General features: G+C 58.1%; 13 protein-coding genes and 2 tRNA genes. 1 reads left to right on the top strand and 14 read right to left on the bottom strand.

Annotation, left to right across the window (positions count from 1 at the left end):
* Positions 1-6 precede the first annotated feature (6 nt).
* The 10 genes from nusA to rlmE all read right to left on the bottom strand — a co-directional run bounded on the left by nusA (position 7) and on the right by rlmE (position 8573).
* Positions 7-1488 carry a transcription termination factor NusA gene (nusA, locus tag C4K39_RS04125; RefSeq protein ID WP_068581166.1) on the bottom strand — a complete coding sequence of 494 codons (1482 nt, stop codon included), beginning with the start codon at positions 1486-1488 and terminating at the stop codon, positions 7-9.
* 47 nt (positions 1489-1535) lie between these two features.
* On the bottom strand, positions 1536-1994 hold the full coding sequence (rimP, locus tag C4K39_RS04120) for a ribosome maturation factor RimP (RefSeq protein ID WP_068581161.1): 459 nt from the start codon (positions 1992-1994) through the stop codon (positions 1536-1538).
* A gap of 130 nt (positions 1995-2124) precedes the next feature.
* Positions 2125-2201 (bottom strand) — tRNA-Met (locus C4K39_RS04115).
* A 96-nt stretch (positions 2202-2297) separates the two neighbouring features.
* Positions 2298-2383: transfer RNA gene (locus C4K39_RS04110), tRNA-Leu, on the bottom strand.
* A gap of 29 nt (positions 2384-2412) precedes the next feature.
* Positions 2413-2796 (bottom strand): preprotein translocase subunit SecG, encoded by a 384-nt coding sequence (gene secG, locus C4K39_RS04105; RefSeq protein WP_083235775.1) that lies wholly within the window; start codon positions 2794-2796, stop codon positions 2413-2415.
* Between the two features lie 4 nt (positions 2797-2800).
* Positions 2801-3556: a triose-phosphate isomerase gene (tpiA, locus tag C4K39_RS04100; RefSeq protein WP_124345717.1), complete on the bottom strand. Its 756-nt coding sequence runs from the start codon at positions 3554-3556 to the stop codon at positions 2801-2803.
* 66 nt (positions 3557-3622) lie between these two features.
* The gene (gene glmM, locus C4K39_RS04095) at positions 3623-4960 is read right to left on the bottom strand and encodes a phosphoglucosamine mutase (RefSeq protein ID WP_068577797.1); all 1338 of its coding nucleotides are present in this window, start codon (positions 4958-4960) and stop codon (positions 3623-3625) included.
* A gap of 16 nt (positions 4961-4976) precedes the next feature.
* Positions 4977-5828: a dihydropteroate synthase gene (gene folP, locus C4K39_RS04090; RefSeq protein WP_124345716.1), complete on the bottom strand. Its 852-nt coding sequence runs from the start codon at positions 5826-5828 to the stop codon at positions 4977-4979.
* 8 nt (positions 5829-5836) lie between these two features.
* Positions 5837-7741 carry an ATP-dependent zinc metalloprotease FtsH gene (ftsH, locus tag C4K39_RS04085; protein WP_068577793.1) on the bottom strand — a complete coding sequence of 635 codons (1905 nt, stop codon included), beginning with the start codon at positions 7739-7741 and terminating at the stop codon, positions 5837-5839.
* Positions 7742-7943: 202 nt separating this feature from the next.
* The gene (gene rlmE / locus C4K39_RS04080) at positions 7944-8573 is read right to left on the bottom strand and encodes a 23S rRNA (uridine(2552)-2'-O)-methyltransferase RlmE (RefSeq protein WP_068577791.1); all 630 of its coding nucleotides are present in this window, start codon (positions 8571-8573) and stop codon (positions 7944-7946) included.
* Positions 8574-8678: 105 nt separating this feature from the next.
* Here rlmE and C4K39_RS04075 point away from each other — a divergent pair, with 105 nt between their 5' ends.
* A complete protein-coding gene (locus C4K39_RS04075) occupies positions 8679-8987 on the top strand; it encodes a YhbY family RNA-binding protein (protein WP_068577789.1) in 309 nt (102 codons plus the stop codon).
* 12 nt (positions 8988-8999) lie between these two features.
* Here C4K39_RS04075 and C4K39_RS04070 read toward each other — a convergent pair whose 3' ends face one another.
* From C4K39_RS04070 to carA, 4 genes are all read right to left on the bottom strand, one after another.
* Entirely contained in the window at positions 9000-9404 is a 405-nt protein-coding gene (locus tag C4K39_RS04070) for an MFS transporter (RefSeq protein WP_068577787.1), read from the bottom strand.
* 28 nt (positions 9405-9432) lie between these two features.
* The gene (gene greA, locus C4K39_RS04065; protein ID WP_068577785.1) at positions 9433-9909 is read right to left on the bottom strand and encodes a transcription elongation factor GreA; all 477 of its coding nucleotides are present in this window, start codon (positions 9907-9909) and stop codon (positions 9433-9435) included.
* Positions 9906-13127, bottom strand: coding sequence for a carbamoyl-phosphate synthase large subunit (gene carB, locus C4K39_RS04060; RefSeq protein ID WP_124345715.1), 3222 nt, complete (start codon positions 13125-13127; stop codon positions 9906-9908). The genes greA and carB overlap by 4 nt, the downstream gene beginning before the upstream one ends.
* 129 nt (positions 13128-13256) lie before the next feature.
* A complete protein-coding gene (gene carA, locus C4K39_RS04055; protein WP_068577776.1) occupies positions 13257-14393 on the bottom strand; it encodes a glutamine-hydrolyzing carbamoyl-phosphate synthase small subunit in 1137 nt (378 codons plus the stop codon).
* Positions 14394-14640 lie beyond the last annotated feature (247 nt).

The following is a 14640-nucleotide window of genomic DNA, read 5'->3' as shown; positions in this document are numbered from 1 at the left end:
CGCCTATTACTCGAACCAATGGGCTCGGGCGGCCATGATCAACTTGCCGGCACGCTCGTCGTCGATGCCGTCGATGTCGAGCAGGTCGTCAATAGACTGCTCGGCCAGGTCTTCGCGGGTAATCACGCCGCGCACCGCCAGTTCCATCGCCAAATCCTTGTCCATACCCTCAAGCGAGAGCAGGTCTTCGGCCGGATGGGCGTCTGCCAGCTTTTCCTCAGTAGCGATGGCCTTGGTCAACAGGCGATCCTTGGCCCGAGCACGAAGCTCGTTGACGATGTCTTCGTCAAAACCATCGATGTTGAGCATTTCTTCCAACGGTACGTAGGCAATTTCTTCCAGGCTGGTAAAGCCTTCGTCAACCAGAACCTGTGCCAGCTCTTCATCGACTTCCAGCTCTTCGATGAAATTGCGCAGGATGTCGCCGGTTTCCGCTTGCTGCTTGGCCTGGATGTCCGACTCGGTCATCACGTTCAGGGTCCAGCCAGTCAGCTGGCTGGCCAGGCGTACGTTCTGACCGCCACGGCCAATGGCCTGGGCCAGGTTGTCTGCACCAACGGCGATGTCCATGGCATGGGCATCTTCGTCGACGATGATGGCCGCGACTTCAGCCGGCGACATGGCATTGATCACGAACTGCGCCGGATTCTCGTCCCACAGGACGATATCCACACGTTCGCCACCCAGCTCGCCGGACACAGCCTGGACGCGCGAACCGCGCATACCGATGCACGCGCCTTGCGGGTCGATGCGCTTGTCCTTGGAGCGGACGGCGATCTTGGCCCGCGAGCCCGGATCACGGGAGGCGGCCATGACTTCGATCAGGCCTTCGGCAATTTCCGGCACTTCGATACGGAACAGCTCGATCAGCATTTCCGGAGCGGTACGCGACAGGATCAACTGCGGGCCACGGTTCTCGGTGCGGATTTCCTTGAGCAGAGCGCGCAAACGCACACCAACGCGGAAAGTCTCACGGGAGATGATGTCTTCACGGGCCAGCAACGCTTCGGCGTTGTTACCCAGGTCGACGATCACGTTGTCACGCGTCACCTTTTTCACGGTGCCGGAAATGATCTCGCCCAGGCGCTCGCGGTAGGCATCGACCACTTGCGCGCGCTCGGCTTCGCGAACCTTCTGCACAATGACTTGCTTGGCAGTCTGGGCAGCGATACGGCCGAACTCGATGGATTCGATTTTTTCTTCGATCACATCACCGACTTTGGCATCGGGATGAGTTTCGCGGGCCTTGCTCAGCCAGGTTTCCACCGCTGGATCATCCAGATCGGCTTCATCGACTACCGTCCAGCGACGGAAAGTCTCATAGGAACCGTTGTGGCGATTGATTTCCACACGCAGGTCCACTTCGTCTTCAAAACGCTTTTTGGTAGCAGTGGCCAGGGCCAGCTCCAGCGCTTCAAAAATTACGCTTGCCGGTACACCTTTTTCATTGGATACCGACTCAACAACCAGCAGTACTTCTTTGCTCATCGTACGCCTCGCCTTTCGCAAGCCATTGGATCCGCGGGATCCGCGTCTCAGTCAAAACTGGGAATAATGTTGGCCTTGTCGATCAAATCGATCGGCAACAAGAATTCATGGTCATCCACCTGCACCACGACATCCTGTTCCTCCACCCCGCGGAGAAAGCCCTGAAAATTACGCCGACCTTCGAAGGGCGAGCGCAGCTTGATCTTCACTTGCTCACCGACATACTTGGCAAACTGTTCAAGGGTGAACAGCGGGCGTTCCATGCCAGGAGAGGAAACTTCTAGGGTGTACTCAACGGAAATTGGATCTTCAACATCCAGGACACCGCTGAGCTGACGGCTGACGATGGCGCAATCGTCCACCAGCACGCCGCCTTCCTTATCGATGTAAACGCGCAACAATGAATGGCGGCCCTGGGCCGAAAACTCGATACCCCAGCATTCATAGCCAAGGGCCACGACCACCGGGGCCAACAAGGCCTGCAACTGTTCTAGCTTGCTCGACACCTGAACCCCCTCGTGCATGCTTGTGCAAATAAAAAATGGGCGAAGCGCCCATCCCGGAAACGCCGTTGAACATCGGCGCTATAAAGTGTCCAGCTAACAAAAAGCCCCTGAAAAGGGGCTCCGCTAAAACTGGTTGCGGGGGCCGGATTTGAACCGACGACCTTCGGGTTATGAGCCCGACGAGCTACCAGACTGCTCCACCCCGCGACAAAGCTGGGGCGGAAGTATACGACTGATCCCAAATAGGGTCAATGTAACCTTCCACCTACAAGAAAGCCCGCAACAGCGGGCTCTCCTGATAATTGGTACCGAGAAGGGGACTCGAACCCCTACACCCTATGGGCACAACCACCTCAAGGTTGCGTGTCTACCAATTCCACCACCTCGGCATAGACTACGTTACTGCGTGAAACTCTTCTTACTTCTGCTCTGGAGCTGGAGGTACGTCAGTCGCACTGTTAGCCGACTTTTGCTCTTGGAGCACCGGTACATCATCAGAAGCCGGTTTTTGCTTTGGTACTTCAAGCACTGCTGGGTTTGGCAAACCTACTTGAGTCAGCTGATGAGCTTTCTCTTTAGCAAAGTAACCTAACCCCAAGCTGGTTATGAAGAAACCGGCGGCAAGTATAGCAGTAAACTTACTAAGAAAGGTAGAGGAACCTTGGCTTCCGAACACAGTATTTGAAGCACCTGCACCGAAAGACGCGCCAGCTTCCGCACCTTTACCCTGCTGCAGCAAAACCAGAGCAACTACGCCCAGGGCACCCAGCAGATGAAAAACGACTACGACTGTTTCCAGCATTTTCTCAGTTTCCCGCGGCGCGACAAATCGCACCGAATTCATCTGCATTCAGGGAAGCTCCACCAATGAGCCCCCCATCGATATCCGGCATGCCGAACAATTCGACCGCATTGGCCGCCTTCACGCTGCCGCCGTATAGAAGCCGCACACCTCGTGCCACTTCAGAATTTTCTGCCGCCAACTGCGCCCGGATGGCTGCATGCACATCCTGAGCTTGCTGCGGTGTCGCAGTCAGCCCGGTACCAATGGCCCAGACCGGCTCGTAAGCAATAACAGCATTGGCGAAAGCACCAACACCCAACTCTTCGATGATGCTGCCAAGCTGACGCCCGACAACCTCAAGAGTCTTACCGGCTTCGCGCTGCTCCAGGGTTTCCCCTACACACAGGATCGGCTTCAAACCGCAGGCCTGTGCCGCTGCGAACTTGCGATTGAGGACCACATCACGCTCACCCATCATCTGGCGGCGCTCAGAGTGCCCAACCAGCACCAGGGAACAACCTGCATCGACCAACTGACTCGGAGCGATCTCGCCCGTCAACGCACCCTGCATGGGTTCCACCGCGGAGTTCTGTGCGCCGACAAAAATCGACTTGCCTTTCAAGCCATCAATCACCTGATTGATATACAAGCAAGGCGGGAACACCGCGACGTCAACACCGCTTGGCAAGGCCAGATGACGAAGGCCATTGATCAGCTCAGCGACGCTGGCGCGGGTACCGTGCATCTTCCAGTTACCAGCTACCATAGGGCGACGCATGCTTTACCTCGTCGGTCAAAGTGGGCGCAGATGTTACCCAACCAAAACACCACTGGCAAGCTGAAATCAGGCAGAAACTTCAGCAACCAGTTTTGCCAGTTCATCGGCATAGGCGCGGACCTGGGTTTCATCGTCACCCTCGACCATGACACGCACCAGAGGCTCTGTACCGGACTTGCGCAAGAGAACTCGCCCTCGCCCAGCCATGGCAGCAGTAACACGCTCACAAGCCTCTTTCACCACAGGGTGCTCGACCGGATTCTCACCGCCACCAAAACGCACATTGACCAGCACCTGGGGGCACTTGCGCAACCCTTGCCGGCATTGAGCCAGGCTTTCGCCACGCGCCTTGAGCGCCATCAGCACCTGCAAAGCGGCAATGATCGCATCGCCAGTGGTGGCATGACGGAAGCACACGATATGCCCCGAATTTTCTCCACCCACCAACCAGTTCCGCTCTAGCAGCTCGGCGATCACATAACGGTCACCGACATTGGCCCGAACAAAAGGAATACCCAGTTCAGCCAAGGCCAACTCCAGCCCCAGATTGCTCATGAGCGTGCCGACCACGCCACCTTGGAGCTTGCCGCGCTCATGCAGGTCTCGGGAAATGATGAACAACAGCTCATCACCATCAACAATCGCGCCGGTCTGATCAACCATCAGCACCCGATCGCCATCGCCGTCAAAGGCAATACCCAGGTCGGCATGCTCAGCCAGGACCGCAGCCTGCAACTGCGCCATATGGGTAGAACCGCAGTTCTCGTTGATATTCAAGCCATTGGGTTGTGCCGACAGGACGGTAACCTGGGCCCCCAACTCACGAAATACACTTGGAGCCACTTTGTAAGTCGCGCCGTGCGCGCAATCGAGAACGACCTTCAGACCTGAAAAACTGGTACTGGAGGGCACACTGCTCTTGCAGAACTCGATGTAGCGCCCCGAGGCGTCATTGATTCGCGATACCTTGCCAAGCTTGCTGGATTCCACCACGGTCATCGGAGCATCCAGTAGCTCTTCAATCATCAGCTCGACTTCGTCGGGCAACTTGGTGCCCTCACCCGAAAAGAACTTGATGCCATTGTCATCATGGGGATTGTGCGAAGCACTGATAACAATACCGGCCTCGGCATGGAAGGTGCGTGTCAGGTAGGCGATTGCCGGAGTCGGCATAGGCCCCAGCAACATCACATCCGCACCAGCAGCGGATAAACCGGCCTCCAGAGCCGACTCGAACATGTAGCCGGAGATACGCGTGTCCTTGCCCACCAGGACGCGACAGGCACCCATGCTACGGAAAGCCATGCCCGCAGCCCAACCAAGCTTGAGCATGAAATCAGGAGTAATAGGGTATTCACCCACGCGGCCACGAATACCGTCGGTGCCAAAGTATTTCTTAGTCATAAGTACTCCATCATTCTTATTCGGCCGATTCCACTGCCGCAATCATTCGCACTACATCCACGGTCTCGGCAACATCGTGCACGCGGATAATTTTTGCCCCCTTGACTACCGCCAGCGCGGCTAGCGCCAAGCTGCCGTGCAGGCGCTCAGCTACAGGGCGATTCAATGCCTGGCCAATCATGCTCTTGCGGGATACGCCAACCAGCAACGGACACCCCAGCGAGTGCAAGGCTTGCATATGCTTGAACAGGCTCAGGTTGTGCTGCAAGGTCTTGGCAAAACCAAAGCCAGGATCAAGGACGATCCGCTCGGCACCAATTCCTACCGATGCACATGCCGCCATGCGCTCAGCCAGGAAGACACCTACTTCGTGGGTAACATCCTGATAACGAGGGTCATCCTGCATGTTTCCCGGCTCACCGAGCATGTGCATAAGGCACACCGGCAGCCCCGTGGCAGCCGCCGCATCCAGGGCACCATCACGACGTAGAGACCGAACATCATTGATCAACCCTGCACCAAGACGGGCGGTTTCACGCATGACGGCGGGCGTCGAGGTGTCAACGGAGATGATGACATCCAACTCGCGATGAATGCGCTCGACCACAGGAGCCACTCGCTCCAACTCCTCCAAAGGCGACACCACTCGCGCCCCGGGCCGGGTCGACTCGCCACCTATATCGATCAGCGTAGCCCCTGCCACAACCATGGCTTCAGCATGACGCAAGGCGACATCTAGCTGGTTGAAACGGCCGCCATCGGAAAAGGAATCAGGGGTGACATTCAAGATACCCATGACATGCGCACGGGCCAAATCAAGAACCCGGTTGCCGCAAGGCAACCGGGTAGAGGAAGAAACAGAAGTCATTTAGAACCTTAGTGGTCAGCCGCAGGGCCACCAATAGGAGTTTCCGGACGTTCGTTTTGTACCACTGGAGGAGTAGTACCCGAACCGCCCTCCCAATCACGAGGCTCACGCGGGGTGCGCCCCGCCATGATGTCATCGATCTGATCGGCATCGATGGTTTCGTACTTCATCAAGGCGTCCGCCATGGCATCCAGCTTGTCGCGGTTGTCAGTCAGGATCTGCTTCGCGGTGCCATAGCACTGATCGATGATGCTACGCACTTCGGAGTCGATGAGCTTTGCGGTCTCGGCAGACAGGCTCGCATGCTGGGAACCGGCACTGCGCCCCAGGAACACCTCGCCCTCTTCTTCCGCATACATCAGCGGACCCAACTTCTCGGAAAGCCCCCACTTGGTCACCATGTTCCGGGCAATTTGACTGGCCCGCATGATGTCGTTGGATGCCCCAGTGGTCACGCCATCGAAACCCAAGGTCATCTCTTCAGCGATACGACCACCGTAGAGCGAGCAGATCTGACTGATCAGGGCACGCTTGGACAAGCTGTAGCGATCCTCTTCCGGCAAGAACATGGTGACCCCAAGGGCTCGCCCGCGAGGAATGATCGACACCTTGTAGACAGGATCATGCTCAGGCACCACTCGACCCACAATAGCGTGACCCGCCTCGTGGTAAGCCGTGTTCTGTTTTTCCTTCTCGGACATGACCATGGATTTGCGCTCTGCGCCCATCATGATCTTGTCCTTGGCCAGCTCGAATTCCTTCATCTCGACAATTCGCTTGCCACCACGAGCTGCGAACAGCGAAGCCTCGTTCACCAGGTTGGCCAGGTCGGCACCGGAGAAACCTGGCGTGCCACGCGCGATAACCGCTGGAGCGACATCGTCACCCATCGGAACTTTGCGCATATGCACCTTGAGAATCTGCTCACGACCGCGAATGTCCGGCAGGCCTACCACCACCTGGCGGTCGAAACGACCAGGGCGCAGCAACGCAGGGTCCAGCACATCAGGGCGGTTGGTAGCAGCGATCACGATGATGCCATCGTTCATTTCAAAGCCGTCCATCTCAACCAGCAACTGGTTGAGGGTCTGCTCGCGTTCATCATGACCACCGCCCATGCCGGCACCACGGTGACGACCGACGGCATCGATCTCGTCGATGAAGATGATGCAAGGAGCATGTTTCTTGGCCTGCTCGAACATATCGCGAACACGGCTGGCACCCACACCGACGAACATCTCGACGAAGTCGGAACCGGAAATGGTGAAGAACGGTACTTTCGCCTCGCCAGCGATGGCCTTGGCCAGCAGGGTCTTACCAGTACCTGGAGGGCCGACCATCAGTACGCCACGAGGAATCCGGCCGCCCAGGCGCTGGAACTTGCCTGGATCACGCAGGAACTCGACCAGCTCGCCAACTTCCTCCTTGGCTTCGTCACAACCTGCGACATCAGCCAGGGTAGTTTTTACCTGATCCTCGGACAGCAGGCGCGCCTTGCTTTTGCCAAAGCTCATCGGGCCGCCCTTGCCGCCTGCGCCACCTTGCATCTGGCGCATGAAGAACATGAAGACCGCAATGATCACCAGGATCGGGAAGCTGGCCACCAGCAACTGGGTCCAGATGCTCTGCTGCTCAGGCTGCTTGCCCTCGACCACTACATGGTTATCAACCAGGTCGCCAATCAAGCCGTTGTCCTGGATCGCCGGGCGGATGGTCTTGAAGCTGTCGCCGTCGTTGCGCTTGCCGGTAATCACATAACCGTCAACGGCAACGCGCTCGACCTTGCCATCCTTAACTTGTTGAATAAAGTCTGAATAGTTGAGGGTCTGCGGCTCGTTAGGGCTGGAGAAGTTGTTCATCACCGTCACCAGGACAGCCGCGATGATCAACCAAAGGATTAGATTCTTTGCCATGTCGTTCAATTAACTACCCTCTGAAGCAAGCTCCGCTACTGGCGCGCGCTTCGCATGATATTCACCGGCCTAACTTACTACATTACCTACAGCTCTGGCAGGCGCTGTCTGTAACCCTATGTGAAACCTAGACTACACAATATGCGCTTAATACCGCGGGGGCGAAATATGAAAATCCTATCACCCCGCTCAAAACTCCTACTTACTCCGAACGCCCACGAAAGCCGCGCCCTAGCAGGTACTGCTCCCGAGAACGATCGCGGGAAGAGGTCGGTTTGCGCATCTGCACTTTCTCGAAGCTCTGCCGGACATTCTTGTGGAACTCATCAAAACCCTCCCCTTGGAAGATCTTGATCAGGAAATCGCCGCCTGGACGAAGCACCCGGCTCGCGAGATCCAACGCCAGCTCGCAGAGAAACATCGCTCGAGGCATATCTACGGCTGGTAACCCACTCATATTGGGGGCCATATCGGAAATCACAAGGTCGACCTCGGAATTTCCCACCGCTTCGAGAATTCGCGCGAACACGGCATCCTCGGTGAAATCCCCCTGAATGAAGGTCACATCGGGAATGCTGTCCATCTCCAGGATATCGGAAGCGATCAAGCGCCCCTGGCCGCCAATCAGACGACTGGTCACCTGCGACCAGCCACCCGGGGCAGCTCCCAGGTCGATAACGCTCATGCCCGGGCGGATGAGACGATCTTTTTCCTGGATTTCCAGTAGCTTGTAGCTGGCACGGGAACGGTACCCATCTTTTTGCGCCATTTTGACGAATGGGTCGTTGAAATGTTCTTTTAGCCAGTTATGGCTTGTCTTGGAACGGGCCACGGGCCACCTCAAAAATAAAACGCGTCGTGATTAACTGGGCGGTCCCGGACTCGCTCGGGTAAACTGGCCGCCGCTTTTTACAAGATCAGACGCAGGGGTCAGATTATGCCGCTCACTCAAGAGCAGAAGAAACAGTACAAATCCATTGGCCACCATCTGAAACCAGTATTGACTGTGGCTGACAATGGTTTGACCGAAGGTGTACTAGCCGAACTTGAACGCGCCTTGAGCGATCACGAGCTGATCAAGATCAAGCTCAATATCCTTGAGCGCGAGTCGCGCCTGGAAGCCATCGCCGAACTGTGCAAGACCGGCAAGGCGGATCTGGTACAAGTCATCGGCAAGATGGCGTTGATCTACCGCAAGAACGCCAAGGTAAACAAGCAACTCTCGAACGTCCATCGTTTCAATTGACGTCGATCCAGGTCAAGGGTGTGCCTGGCGCACCCTTCCACCCCACCCTGGCACTGGCTGCAAGACCAGCAACAGGCCGGAGAATCCCAGGACCAAGTAGCTGAACAACTGCCAGCGCTGAGCTTCCGGCAATAACTTGTGCACAGTGAAATACATTGCACACGCATACATCGCCATCAACAGCAGTTGCCCCCGAATATCCCGCCACACGCTCTGCAACCCCTCGGACTGGATCAAGACCAGAACCTGGAGAGCGACACAAACGGCGGCGAAAGCCACCAGCAATGCACTTAGTAGCGTCGAGATCTCATCGATCAGCAACGGTGCCAGACCGATTTGCCCCAAGGCAGGCAGCAACCCGAGATGCAATAACCATAAGCCGCCGACCCACAACATCTGGGTCAGCTGCCAAAGCATGGCGCCCGCATGCAGCGGGCGCCTTCTTTCAGATGTGACGGACTTCGACAATCTCGTACTCGATAACGCCGCCTGGCGTTTTGACGACCACCACATCACCCTCTTCCTTGGCAATCAAGGCACGGGCGATCGGAGAGGCAACGGAGATCTTGCCGAGCTTGATGTCAGCCTCGTCCTCACCAACGATCTGATAGGTCACGCTCTCGTCTGTTTCGACGTTGGCGATCTCGACCGTAGTGCCAAAGATAACCTTGCCAGTATGAGCAATGGTGGTGACATCGATAACCACCGAGTTCTGCAGGCGGCCTTCGATATCACGGATCCGAGCCTCGACCATGCCTTGCTGCTCGCGCGCGGCATGGTATTCGGCATTTTCCTTCAAGTCGCCCAGTTCTCGGGCCGTGCCGATGTCCTGGCTGAGCTTCGGACGCACGACCTTGGTCAAGTGAGCATGCTCTTCTTCCAGGGCGCGAGCGCCCTGGACGGTCATTGGGTATTTATTCATGCATTCAATCCTGCGTGTAGATCCTGCAAGCGCCGAACGGTTTTTTCAGGGCCGAACTTCAGCGCTTCACAGATAGCTTCGCCAGCAGCAATCGTAGTGGTGCAGTAGATCTTGTGCTGCAAGGCGTTACGACGAATGGAGTAGGAGTCAGCAATCGACTGGCGACCTTCAGTGGTATTGATGATCAAGGTGACTTCGTCGTTCTTGATCATATCGACCACATGCGGGCGACCTTCAGTCACCTTGTTCACGCGGCGCACTTTCAGGCCAGCGGCCTCGATCACCTTGGCAGTACCCGCGGTAGCCACCACTTCGAAGCCCAAGTTGATCAGATCACGGGCCACGCCGGCAACCAGGGGCTTGTCGTCATCACGGACACTGATGAACGCGGTACCGCCGGTCGGGAGCACTTCGCTGGCACCCATCTGGGCCTTGGCGAAGGCCTCGCCGAAGCTATCACCGACGCCCATCACTTCACCCGTGGACTTCATCTCTGGGCCGAGGATCGGGTCGACACCTGGGAACTTGGCGAACGGGAAGACGGCTTCCTTGACGCTGTAGAAGTTCGGGATGATTTCCTGGGTGAAGCCCAGCTCTTTCAGGGTTTTGCCGGCCATGACGCGGGCAGCGATCATGGCCAGCGAGGTGCCGATGCATTTGGAAACGAACGGCACGGTACGCGAAGCGCGCGGGTTGACTTCGATCACGTAGATCTTGTCGCCCTGCAGGGCCAGCTGCACGTTCATCAAGCCAACCACGCCCAGTTCCAAGGCCATTTTCTTGACCTGTACGCGGACTTCGTCCTGCACTTCCTTGCTCAACGAGTAAGGTGGCAGCGAGCAAGCGGAGTCACCGGAGTGAACACCGGCCTGTTCGATGTGCTGCATGATGGCACCGATGACCACGTCGGTGCCGTCGCACACCGCATCCACGTCCATCTCGATGGCGCAGTTGAGGAAGTGGTCGAGCAGTACCGGGCTGTCGTTGGACACCTGTACCGCTTCACGAAGGTAGCGCTTGAGCTCGTCCAGCTCGTAGACGATCTCCATGGCGCGGCCACCCAATACATAGGACGGGCGCACCACCAGCGGGTAGCCGATACCACCGGCGGCCTTGATGGCTTCGTCTTCGCTACGCACGGTGGCGTTTGGCGGCTGCAGCAGGTTCAGGCGCTGAACCATCTGCTGGAAGCGCTCGCGGTCTTCGGCGCGGTCGATAGCGTCAGGGCTGGTACCGATGATCGGCACGCCGGCTTCTTCCAGGGCGCGGGCCAGTTTCAGCGGGGTCTGGCCGCCGTAGTGAACGATGACGCCCTTCGGCTTCTCGACTCGGCAGACTTCCAGCACGTCTTCCAGGGTCAGCGGCTCGAAGTACAGGCGGTCGGAGGTGTCGTAGTCGGTGGAGACGGTTTCCGGGTTGCAGTTGACCATGATGGTCTCGTAACCGTCTTCACGCAGGGCCAGTGCCGCGTGCACGCAGCAGTAGTCGAACTCGATGCCCTGGCCGATACGGTTAGGGCCACCGCCGAGGATCATGATCTTGTCACGGGTCGACGGGTTGGCCTCGCACTCTTCCTCATAGGTCGAGTAGAGGTAGGCGGTGTCGGTGGCGAACTCGGCGGCGCAGGTGTCGACGCGCTTGTACACCGGGAACACTTCCAGCTTGTGACGGTGACGGCGCAGGTTCTTGTCGGTGATACCCAGCAGCTTGGCCAGACGCTGGTCGGAGAAGCCCTTGCGCTTGAGGCGCAGCATGTAGTCCTTGTCGATCGCCGAAAGGGCCAGGGTCTTGACCTTCTCTTCTTCCTTGATCAGATCTTCCATCTGCACCAGGAACCACATGTCGATACCGGTCAGCGCGAAGATTTCTTCACAGCTCATGCCCGAACGCATGGCGTCGGCCACGTACCAGATACGCTCGGCGCCCGGCACGGTCAGCTCGCGCTTCAGGATGCCGGCAGCCTCAGGGCTGGCCAGGTCGACTTTCGGGTCGAGGCCGCAGGCGCCGACTTCCAGGCCGCGCAGGGCTTTCTGCAGGGATTCCTGGAAGGTACGGCCAATGGCCATGACTTCACCGACGGATTTCATCTGGGTGGTCAGGCGGGCGTCGGCTTTCGGGAATTTCTCGAAGGCGAAGCGTGGCAGCTTGGTGACGACGTAGTCGATCGACGGCTCGAACGACGCCGGGGTACGGCCGCCAGTGATGTCGTTCTGCAACTCGTCGAGGGTGTAACCGATGGCCAGCTTGGCGGCGATCTTGGCGATCGGGAAGCCGGTAGCTTTCGAGGCCAGGGCTGAGGAGCGCGAAACGCGCGGGTTCATCTCGATCACGACCATGCGGCCAGTGTCCGGGCAGATACCGAACTGCACGTTGGAACCACCGGTTTCCACACCGATTTCACGCAGCACCGCCAGCGAGGCGTTGCGCATGATCTGGTATTCCTTGTCGGTCAGGGTCTGCGCCGGTGCAACGGTGATGGAGTCACCGGTGTGCACGCCCATCGGGTCGAAGTTCTCGATCGAGCAGACGATGATGCAGTTGTCCTTCTTGTCGCGGACCACCTCCATCTCGTATTCCTTCCAGCCGATCAGCGATTCGTCGATCAGCAGCTCTTTGGTCGGCGACAGGTCCAGGCCGCGGGTGCAGATCTCTTCGAATTCTTCACGGTTGTAGGCGATACCACCGCCGGTGCCACCCATGGTGAAGGACGGGCGAATGATGCAAGGGAAGCCAAGCTTCTCGAGCACCGCGTTGGCCTCTTCCATGCTGTGGGCGATACCGGAGCGCGGGCACTCCAGGCCGATGTCTTTCATGGCCTTGTCGAAGCGCGAACGGTCTTCGGCCTTGTCGATGGTGTCGGCGTTGGCACCGATCATCTCCACGCCGAACTTCTCCAGAACGCCGTGGCGCTCCAGGTCCAGGGCGCAGTTCAGTGCAGTCTGGCCGCCCATGGTTGGCAGCACCGCGTCCGGGCGCTCTTTCTCGATGATCTTGGCCACCGACTGCCACTTGATTGGCTCGATGTAGGTGGCGTCGGCCATGGCCGGGTCGGTCATGATGGTGGCCGGGTTGGAGTTCACCAGGATGACGCGAAAACCTTCCTCGCGCAGGGCCTTGCAGGCCTGGGCGCCGGAGTAGTCGAATTCGCAGGCCTGGCCGATCACGATCGGGCCAGCGCCGAGAATCAGGATGCTTTTAATGTCTGTACGTTTTGGCATGGTTGTCACTCAAATCCGCAGGTCAGTCGGCAAGCCGTCTTGAACAATCTCTGAGGCGCCTAAGGGGACTCCACCGGACTCGCCGGGGCCGCCCTCAGGCGCTACTCGCTACACTTTCAAGGCGAACGCTTAGCGTCGCTTGGCCATTTCGTTGATGAAGCGGTCGAACAGCGGCGCGACATCGTTCGGGCCTGGGCTGGCCTCTGGGTGGCCCTGGAAGCTGAACGCGCTCTTATCGGTACGCTCGATACCTTGCAAGGTGCCGTCGAACAGCGACTTGTGGATCGCCCGGACGTTACCCGGCAGGGAGGTTTCATCCACCGCAAAGCCATGGTTCTGGCTGGTGATCATGACCACACCGGTGTCCAGGTCCTGGACAGGATGGTTGGCGCCGTGGTGGCCATGGCCCATCTTCACGGTCTTGGCGCCGGAGGCCAGGGCCAGCAACTGGTGGCCCAGGCAGATACCGAACACCGGGATCTCGGTTTCAAGGACTTCCTTGATCGCCTTGATCGCGTAGTCGCAAGGCTCGGGGTCACCAGGGCCGTTGGACAGGAACACGCCATCAGGCTTGAGCGCCAGGACTTCGCTCGCCGGCGTCTGGGCAGGCACCACGGTGACGCGGCAACCGCGCTCTACCAGCATGCGCAGGATGTTCAGCTTGACCCCGTAGTCATAGGCGACCACGTGGTAAGGCAATTCGGAGGCCTCGATGGTGGCGTGGCTGTCGGTCTTCAGGTCCCAGACAGTCGAGCGCCATTCGTAGCTTTGCTTGGTGCTGACGACTTTCGCCAGGTCCATGCCCTTCAGGCCAGGGAAACCGCGAGCAGCGGCGATGGCTGCCTCTTCGGAGATGTTGTCACCCGCCATGATGCAGCCGTCCTGAGCGCCTTTCTCGCGCAGGATCCGGGTCAGGCGACGGGTATCGATACCCGCGATCGCCACCACATTGTTGGCTTTCAGGTAATCGGACAGGGACAGGGTGTTACGCCAGTTGCTAGCGACCAGAGGCAGGTCGCGAATGACCAGGCCGGCCGACCAGACGCGATCGGACTCGGCATCTTCCGGCGTGGTGCCAGTGTTGCCGATGTGAGGGTAGGTCAGGGTAACGATTTGCTGGGCGTAGGAAGGATCGGTAAGGATTTCCTGATAGCCGGTCATTGCGGTGTTAAACACCACCTCACCAACGGTTTGACCGTCGGCTCCAATGGCTTCGCCGCGAAAAATGCTGCCATCAGCAAGGGCGAGTATGGCTGGCTTAGTCAAGAGACCTCCCGTATATAGAGCCTGAAGGGGCGATCGCAGGTTGCAAAAAAGCGGAATGACGTATAGACACGTCACCCCGCTTCTTCATCGAATTATCTGCGCGCTTTTAGTGGACACACTAAAGCTGTAGCTTACAGAAAAAGGCTTTTTCGGTCCACCGCTAATGAGCCTTAAAGGCAGGGGAATGCGACAGGAGATCGCTTAGCGGCCGAAGACAGGACTGAAGCACAAACCCCAGCCCCGCCCC

It is taken from the genome of Pseudomonas sessilinigenes, assembly GCF_003850565.1.
Lineage (GTDB): Bacteria > Pseudomonadota > Gammaproteobacteria > Pseudomonadales > Pseudomonadaceae > Aquipseudomonas > Aquipseudomonas sessilinigenes.
Note: the sequence above shows the minus strand (reverse complement) of the source record. Positions and strands in the feature narration are given on the sequence as shown.